This is a genomic window from Chryseobacterium sp. GW821-FHT04C04, assembly GCF_059420365.1.
Map to the genome: position 1 here is coordinate 611,199 of NZ_JBWKTO010000004.1, position 19,701 is coordinate 630,899.

A 19,701-nucleotide genomic window follows, 5' to 3' on the forward strand; every position below is an offset into this window, starting at 1 on the left:
TTCTGTTATATGAAAACGGGTTTCTTATCCAATAGAATACCTCCACTTTGTCATTCCATAGCAATACAATCTCAAAATAAATCTGTCGGTTTAATAAACAAAGCATCAGGAGTATTACTGTCAATAAAGTTTAAAAAAGAATCTTCATCAAAATATCCGTCTTTATCAAGGATTGCAGGATTCAGTAACCCGCTTTCGCTTGGCTTTTCGAAGCTGATATTCTCAATGAATTTTCCGGTTTTTCCCATGATTTCATTATGAAAACTGATCAGATACCGAGAATATATATTACCTTCTGCCACAGTGTAATGTCCGTTTTCTGCAATAAGAGAGCTCATAATACTTCCTCCAATATAGGTTTCGTTATCGTTGCCCGATGCTCCAAATAATACTTTGCAGGTAACAGTCCCTGCACAGTAAAGCGAACCATTGATGATAATATTCTCTGCTTGTATGTTACCTGTAACGATAAGAACAATATAGTCTTCAACAAAGAGTTTTTCGGATAAGTGAATATCTTCTTCTATAAGAATAATTTTATATCCTTCCCCTTCCTGAGTTATCAGTTCAAGAGAACGATCGCTTTCGTTTTCTATGAGGACAATTTCAAGGGTATCATTTTCATTATTGATGTGCAGAGAAGCATCTTTTATTTTTTCTGCGGTTTCATCATCCAGCATTTCAAGAAACTCGGCAAGACTTTCTTCGTCTAAAGAACTTTCATTAAAGAAATTATTTTCCAGCGTTTCATGAGTGATGGCATAGAGGTTCTCTGATTTCTCTCTGATTTTATTATATAATTGTTTTTTGGTAAGTTTTTGTAGTTCCTTCATCTGTTTTATGATAAATACAATGGTCTGCTATAGGGGGAACTCCTATAAACAAACGGATGCAATATAATCAGATAAATTTTCTTATACCAGAAAGCTGAATTTATTTTTTGAAAATTTTTCCAACAAACGGGATGTATTTTTTCTGTTCATTCACTGCATTGATGAATCCGAATATCCATAAAATAAACAAAATCAATCCGATATAATTAAGAAAAAGGAGTGATGGGACGGTCGATATTATGATAGAAAGACTTGTATTAATAACTAGTAATAATAGAAAAGACCAATTATTTGCTCAAAATGCTAGGCTGCAAGACCGTTTTTCAAGGTAAGATCTTTACTTTTAACGTACGCAATGATCCAGTTAATGATTGTAGCATGGGTTCCTATGGAGTTTGTTCAGAAAATTCTTTGGAAAATTGACAGATATAGATAGGTTCTTTTAAATGTTATACATTGATCTTATTGGTATCATTAAATATTCTAATAAAATAAGTTCCGGTATTTTTTAATATATTGTCTCAATATTTTTTTAACTCAATATAAAAATCACACCCATTCACAATGTCAGATGTAACAGCTCCGCTTATCGAATATTTTAAAAGCTATATTCCGCTTTCAAAGAAAGAAATTGAAGTACTGGATGAAAGGTTCATTGAAAGAAGGATCAAACGGAAGCAGTTTATCCTGCAGGAAAATGAAGTGTGCCAGTATTATACATTCGTTGTTTCCGGCTGTTTAAAAATGTACAATATCGATGGCAGTGGAGAAGAACATAATCTCCAGTTTGCAGCAGAAAATGACTGGATTGTAGATATAGACAGCTTTCATAATAAAAATCCCAGCAAATTGTATATTGTTGCCCTGGAAACTTCTGTAGTACTGCAGATTGAAAAAAATGACCTTTGGTATCTTTATACTTATTATCCCAAATTTGACAGGAACTTCAGAGTGATTATTGAGCAAAAATTCATTGAACTCCAAAATAGGGTGCTTCAAAATATAAGCGCCACCGGAGAGGAAAAATATGAATTTTTTATAAGGCAGTATCCACAGCTAGCGAATCGTCTTCCCAATACGCAAATTGCTTCTTATCTCGGAATTACCCCACAATTCCTGAGTAAAATCCGACAGAAAAGAATTAAAAGCTGATTATATTCCCTTTTAATATTAAACTAGTTTCATCATTGATCTTACCAAAGGTCAAGGCTATTTCTTAAACTTGTTTGTCTTTTTTTGAATGCCTTTCCTCCTAATTTTGACATAGATAAATAATAAAAATCAAAAGAAATGGAAACATTAAAAAAAGTGGCCGTTATCGGTCTTGGAAACATTGGGAAAGCAATAGCTGGAGATTTGATCAAGAATAACCACCAGGTTATTGTAGCATCAAGAAATAATGAGGAATCCGATAATTTTGCCCAGCAATCCGGAGGTTTAGCACAGAGTATGAATATTGATGCAGCCATCAATACTGCTGATATTATTATACCGGCAATATGGTTTGGTGCCTTTAAAGACTTCTTTAATGATTATGGAAATATTCTGAAAGACAAAATTATTGTGGATGTCTCAAATCCTATTGCTCCGGATGGAAATGGAGGATTCAAAAAAATCATTGGAGAAAGAGAATCTGCGGGAGAGCTCAATAAAGCGATTCTTCCTCAGGGAGCTCAATTGGTAAAAGCATTTGGAACACTGGGAGCGGGAAGTCTTGCCGGAGCCTCCAACGGAAATCCTGAAAAAGCAGTATTATTTTATGCTTCGGATGATACATCCATTGATAAGGATATTGAGAAAGTGATTGAAAAAGCAGGATTCGATCCTTTAAAAGTAGGAGGGATTGATCAGTCAATTCGTATTGAAGTTTTTGGAGATCTGCATGAATTTGGAGCGCTTGGAAAAACGGTGAACCTTTCTGAAGCTAAGTCAAAGCTTTAAAAAATAGATGAAAAACATTCTTATCATCATTCAGGTATTGTTAATACTAACTTCTTGTTCAAAAAAACAAAATTCAACTCTTAAAACATCTGATTACAAGAATATGGAAGCAACAGTAAAAAAAGATATAGAGGAATTACTTAATAGCTATCAGAACGCACTGAATGCCTCATCTACTGAGCAAGCCATTTCTTTATATAGTGAAACAGGTATTTTCATGCCGTTAGGTGGTCCAACATCTCAAGGCAAAGAACAGCTTAAAGAATCTTATGACTTTGTATTTAAAACTCTTAAGCTGAATATAAAGTTTGAAATTGAGGAAATCACAATCATCAATGAAAATTATGCCATAGCACGTACTATGTCAAGAGGAACGCAATTGCTCTATGCAGATAACAAAACCACACCGGAAGAAAATCGTGAATTGTTTGTATTGGAGAAAAGCAATGCAAAATGGAAAATTGCGCGATATATGTTCAATAAGGTAAAGTAACCTTTATAAAGTGATACAAAAAGCCGGAATCAGTAAGAATTCCGGCTTTTGTATTATTGATATCAGCCTATGAGTACAAATTCTAGGCATGACGTATTTTCTTTTGATCTCCAATGACATTAAGAATAACTCCAAAAAGGATCAAAGTAATTCCTATAAGCAGGTTCGTAGTAAATTTTTCATGAAATAGCAATACACTTACCATTACCGCAACTACCGGTTCTAATGCTCCTAAAATGGCTACTGGTGTAGAACCAATATGTTTAATGGCATATACCAGGCATAGACTTGAGATCACTGTAGTAAGAAATGCAAAAACAAGAAAGTTCAGAAAGATGGATATGGAAGGAATCGCAAATGATTCATGACCCATCATTGCCTTTGTCATAAAAAACAACGAAGTAAAAAACATGGAAAAAAAAGTAAGCTTAAATCCCGATACCTTCAGGTTTGCCTTGTTCACAATGACCATATAAAGTGCATAAAAAAGAGAGCTCAGCATCACGATTCCTAAACCTGTGAAATTAATTTCCAACCCGTTTCCTTTTAAACATAAAACAATGACCCCTGCAAAAGCAAACAATAATGAAACCACAGATAATCTGGAAAGTTTTTCCTTATAAAAGAAAAACATGATCAAAGCGACAATAACCGGATAGATAAACAACACGGTGGAAGCAATTCCCGGAGTAAGAAAATCATACCCTAAAAATAGAAATTCTGAAGAAAGGGCATAGCAGATTCCCAGAATCGCTAATATTAAAACTTCTTTCTTGTTGAGCCTGAAATTTTGTCTGGAATATATCAGATAACCGCCAATCATTAAAGCAGAAAAGAAAAACCTGTAAAACAGGGTTATGTCCATAGAAAAGTGTGCCTGTTTGATAGGCAGAATAAAAATCGGAATCAGGCCATATGAAACAGCCGACAGAATTCCCAGTATGTAACCTCTAAGTTTCATTTATTTTTAGGGTTATTTAAACAAAAAAGCCACTGAATCAATCAGTGGCTTTTTCTATTTTTTTATGATTAAATTGGTTTAAAACTTAATCCTTGTTCCTGCAGTAATTTTTGCTCCTGATCTTTATAGTAGCCACCTACTAGTTTATCATGAATAGCTTCAAACGCGGCCAGAGTTTCATTGATCTCTGCATCCGTATGAGAAGCGGTAGGAATTAATCTTAAAAGAATCATTCCCTTTGGAATGACCGGATATACCACAACTGATGTGAAAATACCGTAATTCTCTCTTAAGTCTTTCACCAATAGAGTAGCTTCTACCGGGGTTCCCTGCATCATTACCGGAGTTACACAAGTATTAGTGTCTCCAATATTAAAGCCTCTTTCTGTAAGTCCGTTTTGTAGTTTGTAAACATTCTCCCAAAGCTTAGCTTTGATCTCAGGTTTTGATCTCAATAGCTCCAATCTTTTCAATCCTCCGATTACCATTGGCATTGTAAGAGATTTTGCGAAGATTTGTGACCTTAGGTTGAATTTCAGATATCTGATGATTTCTTTGTCACCCGCAAGGAATGCTCCGAAACCAGCCATTGATTTAGCAAAAGTAGAGAAATACACATCAATCTGATCATTACAGTTTTGCTCTTCACCCACACCGGCACCTGTTGTACCAAGAGTTCCGAAACCATGCGCATCATCTACCAATAGTCTGAACTGGTATTTTGATTTAAGATCGCAGATCTCTTTGATTTTCCCCTGCTGGCCTCTCATTCCGAAAACCCCTTCTGTAATCACAAGAATACCTCCTCCTGTTTCTTCAGCTACCTTAGTCGCTCTCTGAAGGTTTTTCTCAAGACTTGCCATATCATTGTGCCTGTAGGTAAATCTTTTACCAGAATGAAGTCTTACTCCATCCACGATGCAGGCATGAGAATCCATATCATAAACAATAACGTCATTTCTGCTTACCAAAGCATCTATGGTAGAAACCATTCCCTGGTAACCGAAATTCAATAAATATGCTGATTCTTTTTTTACGAAGTCTGCCAGTTCTCTTTCCAATTGAAGGTGCTGATCTGTTTCCCCAGACATTGCTCTTGCTCCCATTGGATAGAACATTCCGTATTCTGCAGCCGCTTTTGCATCTGCTTCTATTACTTCAGGATGATTACACAATCCTAAATAGTCATTAGCACTCCAGAAAATTACTTCTCTACCCTGAAATTGCATTCTAGGGCCAATAGGTCCCTCTAATCTTGGGAAAATAAAATAGCCTTCACCATAATCTGCAAATTGTCCAAGTGGTCCTGGATTTTCTTTTATTCTTTCAAAAATATCCAACATTATATCGTAATTTTTAAGTAAAAAGCCTTTTTTGTAGAACACGCAAAAGGCTTTATTTGTATTGTGATTTTATTTGTTCTTATTTGATAAACTCAGTTTTGAAAACTTCGTCATAATTGTGAACACAGTTGTTCACAAATCCCTGTTCGGCCATCCATTGATCGCTGTATACTTTAGTGATATATCTGGAACCGTGGTCAGGATAGATTAAAACAATCAGGTCATTTTCTGTGAGCTCATGAGATTTTGCATACTGCATGAGTCCTTGTGTTACAGCTCCGGTAGTATAGCCACCCATGATCGCTTCTTTCAAAGCAATTTCGCGGGTTCGGTATGCTGACATTTCATCATTTACCCTTACAAATTCATCTACCTTGTCAAAAAGCAGGGCAGCAGGGATGAGGTTCTTACCCATTCCTTCAATCTGATAAGGATGTACATCTTCTTTGTGAATTTCTCCAGTTTCATGATAGCTTTTTAGGATAGACCCATCTGCATCTACTCCGATGATCTTGATATCTGGATTTTTCTCTTTCAAAAACTTGGCTGAACCCGACAGCGTACCTCCGGTTCCGGTGCAGGCAAAAAGGTGAGTAATCTTACCTTCTGTCTGTTCCCAGATCTCCGGACCTGTAGTCTGATAGTGGGCATCAATATTAAGCTCGTTAAAATATTGATTGATGTAAATAGAATTAGGAGTTTCCTGAGCGATTCTTTTAGCTACTTCATAATATGATCTTGGATCATCCGCCGGAACATTGGCCGGGCATATATACACCACAGCACCCAATGCTTTCAGATAAGCAATTTTTTCTGGTTTTGTTTTATCACTTACTGCAAGAATACATTTATATCCCTTAATAATACATACCATCGCAATAGAAAACCCAGTATTCCCGGAAGTAGTTTCTACAACTACAGAATCTTCTTTTAAAAGGCCTTTTTTCTCTGCGTTCTCTATAATATGAAGTGCGATTCGGTCTTTAGTGGAATGTCCAGGATTATATGATTCTAACTTGGCATAAACGGTTGCTGGAATATCTTTTGTAACAGTATTTAGCTTCACCATAGGAGTATGTCCTATTAGGCCAAGAATATTATCGTAAACATTACTCATTATTTGTTATTTTCAATAAAAATCTGACTGCAAAAATACAAAAAAATAAATAATTACTAAACTTTTGTTTGATTTCTAGGGCATAGTTTTGTAAAACTTATTTTCGTATTTACAGTTTTGACAGGTGTATATTCGCAAATACTACGCCAAAATTTTTAAATTTTGTTAAAACCCGCATAAAATAAGATAAAAGCCTTATTTTCGCATAATTGATTTAATACTATGAAAAATTGGACTTTTAGGCAATGGAACACCGTTTCAGGATGGGTGATTTTCGTCATTGCGTTTTTCACGTACTTGTCCACCATAGAACCCAATTTCAGTTTTTGGGATTGTGGCGAGTACATTTCTTCTGCAGTAAAACTTGAAGTAACGCACGCTCCCGGAGCTGCTTTATTCCAGATAGTGGGTGCCGTGGCAGCCATTTTTGCATTAGGGAAAGGCGAAAATTATTCTATCGTGATCAACGCGATGTCTGCATTGTTCAGTGCGCTGACTATTTTATTTTTGTTTTGGACGATCACTCACTTTGTGAGAAGACTTCTGAACAAAGATTTTGATGAAATTACAAAACATCAGGAAATCTCTATTTTATTTGCCGGAGCGATAGGAGCACTTTGCTTTACGTTCTCAGATACATTCTGGTTCTCGGCAGTAGAGGGAGAGGTTTACTCCATGGCTTCCATGTTTATCGCGCTTTTGGTCTGGTTAATCACCAAATGGGAGAATGAATATCAGGCGGGAGACAGTGAAAGATGGATTATTCTTATTTTCTTTGTTTTAGGACTTTCTGTGGGAGTGCATATGATGTGTATGCTGGCTATCCCTGCAGTATGTCTGGTATATTATGCAAGAAATTATAAGTTTACCTGGAAAAATTTTATCTGGGCAAACCTTATTACACTGGGGATTTTGATTATTGTTTTCAAAATTATTTTCCCTTTAATTATGACCATGTTCGGAAGACTTGAAATTTTCTTCGTGAATGGTCTTGGACTTCCTTTCCATTCTGGGACAATTGTAGCCTTTATTTTGATGGTAGCAATCTGCTATTTCTTAATCAAGTACGCAAGAAAGGCAAAGAAAAAAATCTATCAGACGGCTGCATTATCTGTAGTTTTCATGATGATCGGATTCTCTTGCTGGATGGTTATTCCAATCAGAGCCAATGCTAACCCGCCGATGAACCTTAATGACCCGGATACAGCTATTGGTATGTTGGATTATTATAACAGAGAACAATACGGTGACTGGCCAACAATCTACGGACAGAATTACACGGCATTCCTTGATGCGAACGGAATTGAGAAGAATGAGGACGGAAGTTTTAAAACTCAAAAAACCGGTGAGATCTACGAAAAAGATGAAAAAACCGGAACATATAGAAAAACCGGAGACCGTTTCAATTATATATTCAACAAGTCTCAGGTAAGCTTAATGCCAAGAATGTTTAATGAGGATAAGGATGTAATGGCTAACTATATTTCAATGTATGGTGCTCCTGATTTTACATTCAATTATGCTAACGAAGACGTGGCAGACAATCCACAGGCTAAGCAGATCTTTGACGAATTGAGAGGGAAATATGAAGATAAGTCGATTACAGCTTCAGATTATCTGAAAGTAAAACCTTATAACCTGATCAACGTTCAGAAGCCTTCATTGCTTCAGAATATGGATTATTTTATTTCTTTCCAGAACGGATATTACTTTGTAAGATATCTGATGTGGAACTATGTTGGAAGACAGAATGATCTTGAAGGAAACATGGAAAGTACAAAAGGAAACTGGATTTCCGGTATTCCTTTTATCGATAATGCAAACGTAGGAAATCAGGATAAAATGCCTGCTAAATTCAAAAATGAAAGTACAGTAAAATTCTTCTTCCTTCCATTAATTTTAGGTTTGATTGGATTCTTTTTCCAATTGAACAGAGACTTCGGAAGATTCTATGCACTGTTATCATTATTTATTTTAACAAGTGTTGGTATCGTTTTCTATACAGGAGTAAAACCTTTCGAACCTAGAGAAAGAGATTATGCAATGGTAGGTTCATTCTATGCATTTGCGATCTGGATTGGTATGGGAGCCGGAGCAATTTTATGGTTCCTGCAGTCTAAAATAAAATCAAACGGAGCTAATATTGCTTTAGGAGTCGTTTTATTAGGAGTACCTTTCATGATGGGCTTCCAGAACTATAATGTTCATGACAGAAGCAGCAGATATACAGCTTACGATTATGCGTATTCAGTTTTAAAATCATTACCGAAAAACGATATCCTTTTCGTTTACGGAGATAACGATACTTACCCGGTTTGGGCAATCCAGGAAACAGAACAATTCAGAGATGATGTGAAGGTCGTTAACTTTACTCTTGCTTCAACTCCTTGGAATCTTGATCAGGTAAAAAGAAGAACTTATAATGCTATGGGAATCCCTAGCCAGTTGACACACGAAGATTACAGAGATGGTGTAAACGATCAGATCTATATGATGAAGAAAGAAGATTGGGAAGGTGTTTTCTCTATGTTGAAAGAACAGGGAGCTCCGGAAACACAATTCCAGTCGTTCAGAAAATATCTTACTCAGGATTCTTTAACGTTAAAACAAGCTATTGAATTTATTAAATTCAAATCCCCTGAGAAAGACGAATTGTTGAAAATGTACTTCGGAGAAGAGAAATTTGAAAAATACAATATCCTTCCGGTAAACAAATTCATTCTTCCTGTAAATAAAGAAAATGCTTTAAAAGCAGGAATCATCAACAAAGAAGATCTTCCGAATGTTGCGAATCAGATTATGATTACTTACAAAGGGAATACATTATATAAGAATAACCTGATTCTGATGGATCTTTTGGCCAATTTCGACTGGAAGCGTCCAATCAACTTCTCATCAGGAGGTATCTATGACAGTGAAAACATTTTCTATCTGAACGATTATCTTCAGTTTGACGGATTCAGTTACAGATTAATTCCTATTCAAACGCCTCCAACAGCTGATGGAGATATGGGTAGAGTAGATGCCAATTCTCTTTATAATGTAGTAAAAAACTTCAGATGGGGGAACTTCAAAAACTTAAATGCTCACTTTGATGAAACGGCTACTTCCAATATCATCAGCTACAGAATGTCAGCGAGCAGAGCTGCAGCAGCACTTGCTTTGAGCGGACAGAAAGCTAAAGCATTGGAAATTCTGGATCTTGCCGCCAAGGAAATACCTGCTGAGAAATACAACGACCCTCGTTCATTAAGCTCAATTGTATCAGGATACATTATCGCAGGTCAGGAGCAGAAAGGTCTTCAGCTTGCTGAGGTTCTTAAAAAAGGAATCTTTGAAGAGTATGATTATTATTTAAGCCTTTCCAAAGCAGACCAAAGCTACCTGAGAAGACAAATGAGAACAAAGCCGATGGAATATTCTCTTGTTGTAGCTGCAGTAACGGATGCTTACACGAAGATCGGACAGAAAGAAAAAGGATATGCTTATCTGGTAAAATCCATAGAGCCGATTGATAAAAAGTTCAATGTATTTATCAAAGATCTTCAGGAAATGGGTAAAGATAAAGCGATGAAAGAATCGGAAAATGTTCAGCAGATCACACCATTCTATCAGTATTTATTTGATGTCATGGAACCTTATGATTCTACTTATTCAAAAGAAAAAGAAAATCAGATAACCACTGCGATTATCAAAGCAACAAAATAAAATATTGTAAAACGGGACTTCGGTCCCGTTTTTTTATTATTGGGAATCCTGAATATTAAGGTTATATTTGTGAAGTTAAAAATACATAATGGCTGAAACAAAAAATAGCAGGTTCCCAATCTATGCTGTAATTGCAACAGTTGCTTTTAAGCTTCTTTTTTTACTGACACATTATATTCAGGAAGATGCATTTATTACCTGGAGAGTGGCTCAGAATCTATTGGATTATGGAGTAATTGGTTTCAATGGAGACACCAAAATTTCTGCGTCTACTACTCATCTGTATGTTTTTGTGTCTTACTTTTTCAATCTTGTTTTTGGAAAAGAAAATTTTATTGAACCTCTTTTGATTTTCAATTCCATTCTGTTTACAATAGGAACTTTACTGCTTTCTCATTTGGTTCTTAAAAACCCATGGCATAAAGCTATTTTTATATTTCTGGTGGGTATTTTACCGCCAGCCATTAAAATCTCAATTCTCGGAATGGAGTACGGAATCCTGTTTTTCCTGGAAATGGCGTTCCTGTATTACGGGTTCCATAAAGGGAAGAAATGGGTAGTAACGTTTCTTCCGGTTTTAATCATGTTTACAAGGATTGATACTGTGATATTCCTGGGAATTGTATTTCTTGTAGATCTATGCTGGAACAGAAAAATAAGATGGAATTATATTTTTGGCGGAATTCTGGGCGTTTTGTTAACGGTTGCTTTCAACTGGTTTTACTTTGGTGAGCTGGTGAATAATACCATTACGGCAAAAAAACTGCTTTACAGTGAAAATTTCACCATCCAGCAACATATCGGTTACTTTTTTAAGAGTTTCGGGAACTTCTGGGGAATGCTTAAAGTTCCTGGAGATTTTAATCCTATGACTGTTGTTATCTTAATTTTTGAACTGCTTTGCTTTATTTATCTGATCAGACAAAGAGAAAAGAGAAACTATTTTTTATGGATGATCTTTATTTTTGGATGGGCAAAACAGATTATTTTTCTTTCTCAGAAAAGCCTTTTCGACTGGTATTACTGGGTACCACAGCTGCTACTTTTCGTTCCTGTTCTTATTTTTGTATTGGAGCAGAAAGAGAGGAGAAACCTATGGCTGTCATTACTGGCTATATTCTATATTTTCCCTATGCTTGTTTTCCAGACTGTTCACTGTATTGCAACGGGGAACGGAGAATGGAACTACCGTAGAACGATTGGAACATTTTTAAATCAATATGAAAAAGACAAAAATCAGTGGATTTTACTGGAGCCGGCTGGTTATGTTCCTTATTTTTCAGGTTTAAAAACAATTGATGAGGTTGGATTGGTAGACAAGCAGATCCAGGATGAAATTAAAAAGGACAAAGTGAATTACTGGATCAATACGGTAAAAACAAGAAAACCGAAATATCTGCTTTCCTACCAAAATATCTATGAAGGAAATAATGCCAATTCTTTGTATTACCAAACCCATTATAAACTTTTAAAGGAATTCAGAGTGAAGGACCACCTGAAAAGTGACAATAAGATTTTAGAAAAAATTTACCACTTGAAACCTTCCGGAACAGACTATAATTTGTACATTAGAGTTGATTAAAGGATTGAAAAATTTAAAGATTTAAAGATGACAATAGATTCGTTAGAGCCTTAATAACTCTTTCACTCAAATACTCTTAAACCCAAATACAATCACCTGCTACCTATTATCTAAAAACTAAAACCTAAAAAAAATGAAATACTGTGCTTTTCTCCGCGGTGTCAACGTAAAAGGAACCAATATGAAAATGGCTGATGTCTGCCAGGTTTTTAAAGATGCCGGAATGAAAGATGTGAGTTCAATATTAGCTTCAGGAAATATTGTTTTTTCTTCAGATAAAAATGCTTTGGATCTAAAGAAAATTCTTGAAAAAGCAATGTCTGATCATTTTTCTTATGAAGCTTTTTTATTTATAAAGTCCCAGGAAGAAACACAAATTTTCTGGAACAGTATTCCTTTTGAAAAAAGTGACGATCTGCATATTTATGCTTTTGTTGGAAATCCAGGAGTAGAAAACGTTTTAATGGGAGAGTTTGAAGCTGCCTCCAGAGCTGAGAATGAAAGAGCTGAAATCGTTAATGAAATTTTTTATTGGCAGGTACCCAAAGGTAATACCTTAGATTCTGTATTTGGAAAGGTTTTAGGAAAAAAAAGCCTTAAAGATCAGATGACAAGCAGAAACATCAATACTTTTGAGAAGGTTCTGAAAAAAATGGACTAAAAGGCTTTTTTAACGCAGTAGATAATGACAATATGATATTTTTTGAAGAAATATTTATTCTCCTTTTTCTACACGTTTTAAGTCTTCGTTGTCTTTCGTGTTGAATTTGAAATTCTGGAAATCTTTATCTTTTGATGTTTCCAATTCAAAGCTTTTTAATTCTGCTATTTCAATTTTCAGATTTTCTCCGGTAAAGTTAAGCACATGTCCGCCATACTTTTTATCTGTGGAAAGAAAATGAAAATGAAAACCTTTTACATTTATCCCGCTGAGATATTCAGGAAGATAATAACCTATCAATACTCCTTCTTTTTCCGAAAAATCAAATGTTTTTTGAGTATCAAATATAGAAGTTAAAACAGGAAATGGTTCATTTTTCACAGGAGGGAATGCTCTTGTTTTGATATGATTAAATTTTCCGGATACTTTAATGGCATACATTGCATTTTTATGGGAAAGAGTTTTGCTTATTTGCTCTAATAATGATTTACCATCTGTCTTCTTTTCAATCACAAAACCGGCATTCGGTTTGAAAAAAGTGACAAAAGATAAAGAGGTTTTAAACTCATTTCCGGGTTCTATCGTTTGTCCTGTTGCTTTAGTCTGGTAAACCTTTCCATCCATTATTGTCAGTTCACCATCCAGTAAATCTGGGGCACCCAGGCCGAAATCGCCTTTCAGTTTTAAATCTTTTAAAGGAAGGGTCCCTTTATAGATTCCACCTACAAATGCATCTGCAATTCCATATTGGTAAAGTCTGTTGTTGTGTGACATGATATTTTGGGATGTAGAAATAGTATTAATAGCCTGTTGTGCATTACATTGAATGAATGGCATATAGAAAAATAGAAAACAAAGTTTATTCATAAGGTTATCCTTTATCTTTGTCCGCCAATCGCAAGACCTCCGTCCACGAGAATGCTTTCTCCTGTTATAAAAGATGCTGCTGGGCTGCTTAACCATACAACCAGTTCGGCAACCTCTTCAGGAGAAGCAAATCTGCCTATAGGAGCATGTTTTTTATAAGGCTCTATGGCTGTTTCACTATTTTCTCCCGGAAAAAAACGGTCAAACATTGGAGTGCGGATATAACCTGGCTGAATGGCATTGATGCGAATATTTTCTGCTGCTGTTTCCACGGCAAGCGCTCTTGTTAATCCATCCAATGCTGCTTTGCTTGCAGAATACACTCCGGATCCGGAACTGGCACCTCTTGCCAGCCATGAAGAGGTATTAACGATAGTTCCACCTGTTCCTTGTTTTTTAAACTGCTCAATCTCATACTTGCACGCAAGCCAGACCCCTTTTGTGTTGATACCAATTACCTTATCAAATTCCTCTTCCGGAGTTTCATCAATAGGAGAAAAACTACCTTCAATTCCGGCATTGTTAAAAGCAATATCTAAAGTTCCAAAATGCTTTAAAGTTTCACTGATGAGATGCTGCATTTCATTGCTATTTGAAACATCGGTCTGTACGAATCGAATATCAAGGCTTATCTGTTGTAATATTTCCAGTGCTTTATTTCCTTCTTCCTGTCTTCGGCCTGCAATAACTACTTTTGCACCGTTTTTTAGGAACAGTTTTGCTGCTGCTAAACCAATACCTGTCGTGCCACCAGTAATAAGAGCTGTTTTTCCATTTAAAATTTTGTCTGTCATTGTCTTATGATTTTAATAAGACGAAGGTAGGAGTATGGGAAAAGAACAAGTTGTGAAGAACAAACAGAAAGTTATGAAATTGAAATAATTTTCTTTCTGAATTGATTCGGAGAGTCTCCTGTCTGTTTTTTAAAGAAAAAAATAAAATTTGAAGGGTGCTCAAAGCCAAGACAGTAGGCAATTTCATTGATATTCCAGTCACGGAATTGTAATAGTGACTTTGCTTCTTTAATCATACGTTCACTGATTAATGCAGTCGTTGTCTTACCGGTAGTTTCTTTTAAAGCTCTGTTCAAATGATTGGTATGTATATTAAGCTGCCCGGCAAATTCATTGGCATTTTTTAATGATATTGTCTGTTCCGGAGAATCAATAAAAAACTGTCTTTCCAGCAAATCTGAAAATAAGGTACTGATACGCTCAGAAGCATTTGTATGGCGGTAAAAAGAATCAGAAGGCTGCATTTTCATTGCTTCATGCATGATGATCTGTACATAACTTCTGATGAGATCATATTTATGAAGATAATCCGACTGGGTTTCCTGCATCATATTTTCATATACCGTTTTGAGCAGGGTGAGACTCTCATCATTTGGGAAAAATGTATGATTTCCTCCGGCTTTGAACAAGACTGATTGGGAAAGGCTTTCATTTTTAAGGGTTTGACTTACAAACTCTTCTGTAAACAAACAGAAATAGCCCGACTGATTTTCTGAGGTAGGTTCCCAGGAATAAGGAATCAAAGGATTAAGGAAAATGACAGCGGGCCTGTCTATTTGTATAGATTTATCAGCATAATTTACAATTCCCGTTCCACTTAAAATTATAGATATCTTATAAAAGTCTCTGCGGTAAACAGGCTCTAGCTGCTGGCTGCATGCAAAATCTTCTCTTCGGTACACATTAAACTGTCCCGGCTTTGCATATTCTTGGCCATGCAAAGCATAAAATTCAGATAATGTTTCTTTTGATTTCATAAGATAAAGTTATATAAATTCAAATACATTTGGATACTTATTTAGAGTATATCTATCATCAGCCATATGAATCCCGATGGAAATTAATTTTCGATTCTGAAACTTTATAAGTATTTTTACTGAACTTTTTAATTACAACAAAATGATTCAGTATTTAGATAATATTTCGCACAAAGATTCAAAAAACTTTTTCCTTATTGCCGGACCTTGTATTATTGAAGGTGAAGACATGGCATTGAGAATTGCAGAGAAAGTAATCAGCATAACAGATAAATATAACATTCCTTATATTTTCAAAGGGAGCTTCAAAAAAGCTAACAGAAGTCGTGTAGACTCTTTCACAACCATTGGTGAAGAGAAATCTCTTGAAATCCTTAGAAAAGTAGGAGAGACTTTTAATATTCCTACCACAACGGATATCCACGAAAATGAACACGCCGCTTTAGCAGCACAATATGTGGATGTACTTCAGATCCCTGCATTTTTAGTACGCCAGACTGATCTTTTGATTGCTGCTGCAGCAACCGGGAAATGTGTAACCCTGAAAAAAGGACAGTTCCTTTCTCCTGAATCAATGAAATTTGCGGTTCAGAAAGTGACGGATTCCAATAACCAGAAAGTAGCCATTATTGAAAGAGGAAATTCTTTCGGGTATACAGATCTGATCGTAGACTACAGAGGAATTCCTACGATGAGAGAATATGCTCCTGTTATTCTGGATGTTACACACTCTCTACAGCAGCCCAACCAAAACTCAGGAGTTACAGGGGGAAGACCAGACCTTATTGAAACCGTTGCCAAAGCAGGAATTGCAGTAGGTGCGGATGGAATTTTCATCGAAACACACCCTACACCGGAAACTGCTTTATCTGATGGTGCCAACATGTTAAGATTAGATTTATTAGAAGATTTGTTACAAAAATTGACAAGAATTAGAGAATCAATTTTGTAATTGTTAAAAAAACATTAATTTTAGAAATTCTAAAACATTTCTTTTGAAAAAACTAGTTTTACCGCTAAGCCTTATGGTCCCTATGCTGATTTTCTCCCAACAAAGAAAAAAGGATACGGCGACCACTAAAGTAACCGATATAGAGGAAGTTGTCTTCCAGAAAAAAGTAACAGGAAGAACCAATGACCTTACCAATGTGAGAATTTCAGCAAAAGAAGCAAAATCTGTGGCTTCTATTAATGGTGGGATTGAAGGATTGCTTAAGACGCTTCCTTCCGTAAACTCCAATACCGAGCTGTCTTCCCAATATATGGTTCGTGGTGGAAACTATGATGAAAACCTTATCTACATCAATGATATTGAGATCTACAGACCTTTCCTGATCAGAAACTCACAACAGGAGGGGATGAGTATCATCAATCCGGATATGGTGTCTGCAGTGAATTTCTCAGCAGGAGGATTTGAAGCCAAGTATGGTGATAAAATGTCTTCTGCTTTAAATATCTATTACCGTGAACCTGAAAAATTTGAAGTTTCAGGAGAGGCAAGTTTAATTGGGGGCAGACTGACAACTGGTTTGGCTTCAAAAAATAAAAAATTTACAGCCTTATTTTCCGGAAGATACAGAAATACCAATCTTGTTCTTAACACCTTAAAAGAAGATACAGATTTTAACCCAACATATTGGGATTTCCAGTCTTATCTGAATTACCATGTTAACGATAAACTCTCCATGTCATTTATTGGGTACTATTCCAAGAATGACTATGAGATGATTCCTAAGGCAAAAAGTGTTACTTTCGGAAGCCTTCAGCAGCCTATTACAGTGAATATAGGATATGCAGGTAAAGAAAATGACCAGTATAAAAATATGATGGGGACATTCTCCATGAACTATAAGCCGACAGACAAATGGAAGCTTACATTGGATGCCTTTGCTTATCAGAACAGAGAAAGAGAATATTATACAATACAATCTGCTTACGAATTGCAGACCTTTGATCCTGTGACACAGCAGCCCGTGACATCTTTCGATGTTGGTGGGCAGATAGAGCATGCAAGAAACGATTTGTTTGTAAGAACATACGGAACACAGTTCAGAGCGAAATTTTCCCCCAATGTAAATACTGATATTGAGGTTGGATTCAAATATGAGAAAGAAAACCTTAAGGATTTTACCAATGAGTGGAAACTTGTAGATTCTGCCGGATACAGCATTCCAAGACCGGAAGTGATTGATCCAAGAACAGGGACTACAGGAGATCTGAAGCTTGCTTATTATATTGCCGGGCAAAATAATATTGAACCTACAAGGCTTTCTGCATATGCGCAGTATTCTCAGAAATTCTATTGGGGAGCCAGTAAAGTATTTGTGAATGCTGGAGTACGTGTTGCCAACTGGAGTTTCAATAAAGAAACCATATTCTCTCCAAGAGTTCAGTTTGCGATAAAGCCTGACTGGGATAGTGATATGTTGTTCAAGATTTCCGGAGGAATCTATTATCAGTCTCCTTTCTATAAAGAGATCAAAGATTTAGATGGTAATTTTAATTCTAATATAAAGTCACAGCGCTCTATTCAGGTGATTCTTGCCAACGATTATGAATTCCAGATGTATGACAGACCTTTTAAGCTGACTACAGAACTGTATTATAAAAAAATGGATAACCTGATTCCATATTATATGGATAATGTAAGAATCCGTTATTCCGGGCAGAATAATTCTAAAGGATATGCGTATGGTATTGATACCAGATTATTTGGAGAATTTGTTCCTGGTGTAGATTCATGGTTGTCTGCGAGTTATGCTAGAGTATACGAAAATATTGACGGAAGGGGTGATATTCCGAGACCTACAGATCAAAGGTTGAGGTTTGCGATGTTCTATCAGGATTATATGCCGAGCTTCCCATCTATGCGTGTCAATCTTACTTTAGTATATGCAATGGGATTACCAACAGGAGCTCCTGTACTATTCAACAGCAATGGTCAGCCTGATTTTAATGCAGCTTATAATTATCAACAGACTCTTCCTTCTTATAAAAGGGTAGATTTAGGATTGACAAAAGTATTTATCGATCCAAAAGAGAAAAATAAAAGATCCGGTTTCTGGGGTAATTTTGAGGAACTGACATTAGGGGTTCAGGTTTTCAATGCATTTAATATCAACAATACGGTAGCCAACCAATGGATTACAGATTACAACAGCAATTATATGTATCCGGTTCCAGTACGTCTTACAGGACGTTTCTTTAACGTAAAACTGGAATTCAGGCTATAGAATTGATATCAAAATAAAATAAATAAAAACTTTCGATTTTTTCGGAAGTTTTTTTATTTACCCGAATTTTATAACAACATTACCAAATTTTATAACAATGCTATCATAGATATTTTTAAATTTGTCCTACCAATGAAAAAGATTCTTGCCATATTGTTTTCTATTTTCTACTTCGGTTTTTCTTCCGGAGCAGCTTTTAGCATTCATTATTGCATGAAAGAACTTGTTTCCGTGAGCCAGAAAACAAGTGATATCTGTGCTAAATGCGGTGTTAAAGACAAAAAAGGATGCTGCAAAACAGAGATCAAAATTGTAAAAGTAGATGATTCCCAAAAGTCTGATTTCCTTAAAATTGATTTTTTAAATCAGATTTCAGAAATTCCGGTAAAACATCAGTTTGCTGTTGTTGATAAGTCTTTTTCGGCCATCAAGTTTACTCAAATCCAGATCAATGCACCGCCTGAACATCAGCCGGTACCAATCTATATCAATCATTGTAATTTTAGAATTTAGAATCCGTCGGTCGTTTCTGGTATTATCAATTGTATACTGTTACGGACGGCATGTCCTAATGCATTTTCTGATGCATTACCTATTCTTTATTAAAAAACTTAATTCTAAAACTTAATTCTAAAATTTAAAACAATGAAAAAATATATCATTACAGCAGCTTTCTCTTTATTTTCCATTATTTCACTATCAGCACAATCTAAAAAGGATGCTCAGGTTTCTAAATTGTATCAGAACTATATCGCTATCAAATCAGCCTTAGCTTCAGATGATGCAGACAAAACATCAAAAGCAGCAACAGAATTCATTAAAACAGCTTCTGTTATCGACTATAAAGTAGTTTCTGAGGGGAATCTTAACGTTCTTAGAAAAGATGCTTCTGCCATTTCTGAAGCAAGAACCGTTGCGGCACAAAGAGAAACTTTTTTCAACCTTTCGGACAATATGATTGCGCTGACCAAGCAGTTTAAACTTTCTGAGAAGCCAGTGTATGTACAGTACTGCCCAATGGCGGACGGCAGCTGGTTGAGCAATGAAAAACAAATCAATAACCCATACTATGGGAAGTCTATGCTTTCATGTGGAAGTGTAAAGTCAGAAATTAAATAATTATTGTATTATTCTTTAAAACAAATAGTTGCATAGCTTGATGTGTGATTAACTTTAAGCTATGCGACTTCT

The 19,701-nt window shown here is 35.8% G+C and carries 17 protein-coding genes; 10 read left to right on the plus strand and 7 right to left on the minus strand.

Features of this window, described 5'->3' with window-relative positions:
- Positions 1 to 71: 71 nt before the first annotated feature.
- Positions 72 to 833, minus strand: a complete 762-nt coding sequence (locus tag AC07UM_RS16240) for a hypothetical protein (RefSeq protein WP_494684125.1) — start codon at positions 831 to 833, stop codon at positions 72 to 74.
- Between the two features lie 564 nt (positions 834 to 1,397).
- Between AC07UM_RS16240 and AC07UM_RS16245 the strand changes: the two genes are divergently transcribed.
- The 3 genes from AC07UM_RS16245 to AC07UM_RS16255 all read left to right on the plus strand — a co-directional run bounded on the left by AC07UM_RS16245 (position 1,398) and on the right by AC07UM_RS16255 (position 3,267).
- Positions 1,398 to 1,985, plus strand: a complete 588-nt coding sequence (locus tag AC07UM_RS16245) for a Crp/Fnr family transcriptional regulator (protein ID WP_494684126.1) — start codon at positions 1,398 to 1,400, stop codon at positions 1,983 to 1,985.
- 138 nt (positions 1,986 to 2,123) lie between these two features.
- Positions 2,124 to 2,774, plus strand: a complete 651-nt coding sequence (locus AC07UM_RS16250; protein WP_494684127.1) for an NADPH-dependent F420 reductase — start codon at positions 2,124 to 2,126, stop codon at positions 2,772 to 2,774.
- A gap of 7 nt (positions 2,775 to 2,781) precedes the next feature.
- A complete protein-coding gene (locus AC07UM_RS16255; RefSeq protein WP_494684128.1) occupies positions 2,782 to 3,267 on the plus strand; it encodes a YybH family protein in 486 nt (161 codons plus the stop codon).
- 82 nt (positions 3,268 to 3,349) lie between these two features.
- Here the strand turns inward: AC07UM_RS16255 and AC07UM_RS16260 are convergent, their stop codons facing one another.
- The 3 genes from AC07UM_RS16260 to AC07UM_RS16270 form a co-directional block, all read right to left on the minus strand.
- Positions 3,350 to 4,228: a DMT family transporter gene (locus AC07UM_RS16260; RefSeq protein WP_494684129.1), complete on the minus strand. Its 879-nt coding sequence runs from the start codon at positions 4,226 to 4,228 to the stop codon at positions 3,350 to 3,352.
- Positions 4,229 to 4,296: 68 nt separating this feature from the next.
- A complete protein-coding gene (locus AC07UM_RS16265; RefSeq protein ID WP_185147150.1) occupies positions 4,297 to 5,568 on the minus strand; it encodes an aminotransferase class I/II-fold pyridoxal phosphate-dependent enzyme in 1,272 nt (423 codons plus the stop codon).
- A gap of 82 nt (positions 5,569 to 5,650) precedes the next feature.
- The gene (locus AC07UM_RS16270; RefSeq protein ID WP_494684130.1) at positions 5,651 to 6,688 is read right to left on the minus strand and encodes a PLP-dependent cysteine synthase family protein; all 1,038 of its coding nucleotides are present in this window, start codon (positions 6,686 to 6,688) and stop codon (positions 5,651 to 5,653) included.
- Between the two features lie 222 nt (positions 6,689 to 6,910).
- Here AC07UM_RS16270 and AC07UM_RS16275 point away from each other — a divergent pair, with 222 nt between their 5' ends.
- The 3 genes from AC07UM_RS16275 (at position 6,911) to AC07UM_RS16285 (ending at position 12,639) form a co-directional block, all read left to right on the plus strand.
- A complete protein-coding gene (locus AC07UM_RS16275; protein WP_494684131.1) occupies positions 6,911 to 10,396 on the plus strand; it encodes a glycosyltransferase family 117 protein in 3,486 nt (1,161 codons plus the stop codon).
- An 88-nt stretch (positions 10,397 to 10,484) separates the two neighbouring features.
- Entirely contained in the window at positions 10,485 to 11,978 is a 1,494-nt protein-coding gene (locus AC07UM_RS16280; protein WP_494684132.1) for a DUF8728 domain-containing protein, read from the plus strand.
- A 133-nt stretch (positions 11,979 to 12,111) separates the two neighbouring features.
- Positions 12,112 to 12,639, plus strand: coding sequence for a DUF1697 domain-containing protein (locus AC07UM_RS16285; protein WP_494684133.1), 528 nt, complete (start codon positions 12,112 to 12,114; stop codon positions 12,637 to 12,639).
- Between the two features lie 54 nt (positions 12,640 to 12,693).
- Here AC07UM_RS16285 and budA read toward each other — a convergent pair whose 3' ends face one another.
- The 3 genes from budA to AC07UM_RS16300 form a co-directional block, all read right to left on the minus strand.
- On the minus strand, positions 12,694 to 13,506 hold the full coding sequence (budA, locus tag AC07UM_RS16290; RefSeq protein ID WP_494684134.1) for an acetolactate decarboxylase: 813 nt from the start codon (positions 13,504 to 13,506) through the stop codon (positions 12,694 to 12,696).
- Positions 13,507 to 13,517: 11 nt separating this feature from the next.
- Complete coding sequence (locus tag AC07UM_RS16295) at positions 13,518 to 14,300, minus strand: SDR family NAD(P)-dependent oxidoreductase (RefSeq protein ID WP_494684135.1); 783 nt, start codon at positions 14,298 to 14,300, stop codon at positions 13,518 to 13,520.
- Between the two features lie 71 nt (positions 14,301 to 14,371).
- On the minus strand, positions 14,372 to 15,277 hold the full coding sequence (locus tag AC07UM_RS16300) for an AraC family transcriptional regulator (RefSeq protein WP_494684136.1): 906 nt from the start codon (positions 15,275 to 15,277) through the stop codon (positions 14,372 to 14,374).
- Between the two features lie 142 nt (positions 15,278 to 15,419).
- Here AC07UM_RS16300 and kdsA point away from each other — a divergent pair, with 142 nt between their 5' ends.
- The 4 genes from kdsA (at position 15,420) to AC07UM_RS16320 (ending at position 19,629) form a co-directional block, all read left to right on the plus strand.
- The gene (gene kdsA, locus AC07UM_RS16305; RefSeq protein ID WP_494684137.1) at positions 15,420 to 16,229 is read left to right on the plus strand and encodes a 3-deoxy-8-phosphooctulonate synthase; all 810 of its coding nucleotides are present in this window, start codon (positions 15,420 to 15,422) and stop codon (positions 16,227 to 16,229) included.
- Between the two features lie 43 nt (positions 16,230 to 16,272).
- Entirely contained in the window at positions 16,273 to 18,510 is a 2,238-nt protein-coding gene (locus tag AC07UM_RS16310; RefSeq protein WP_494684138.1) for a TonB-dependent receptor plug domain-containing protein, read from the plus strand.
- A 132-nt stretch (positions 18,511 to 18,642) separates the two neighbouring features.
- Positions 18,643 to 19,023, plus strand: a complete 381-nt coding sequence (locus AC07UM_RS16315) for an HYC_CC_PP family protein (protein ID WP_494684139.1) — start codon at positions 18,643 to 18,645, stop codon at positions 19,021 to 19,023.
- A 132-nt stretch (positions 19,024 to 19,155) separates the two neighbouring features.
- The gene (locus tag AC07UM_RS16320; protein ID WP_494684140.1) at positions 19,156 to 19,629 is read left to right on the plus strand and encodes a DUF3347 domain-containing protein; all 474 of its coding nucleotides are present in this window, start codon (positions 19,156 to 19,158) and stop codon (positions 19,627 to 19,629) included.
- Positions 19,630 to 19,701 lie beyond the last annotated feature (72 nt).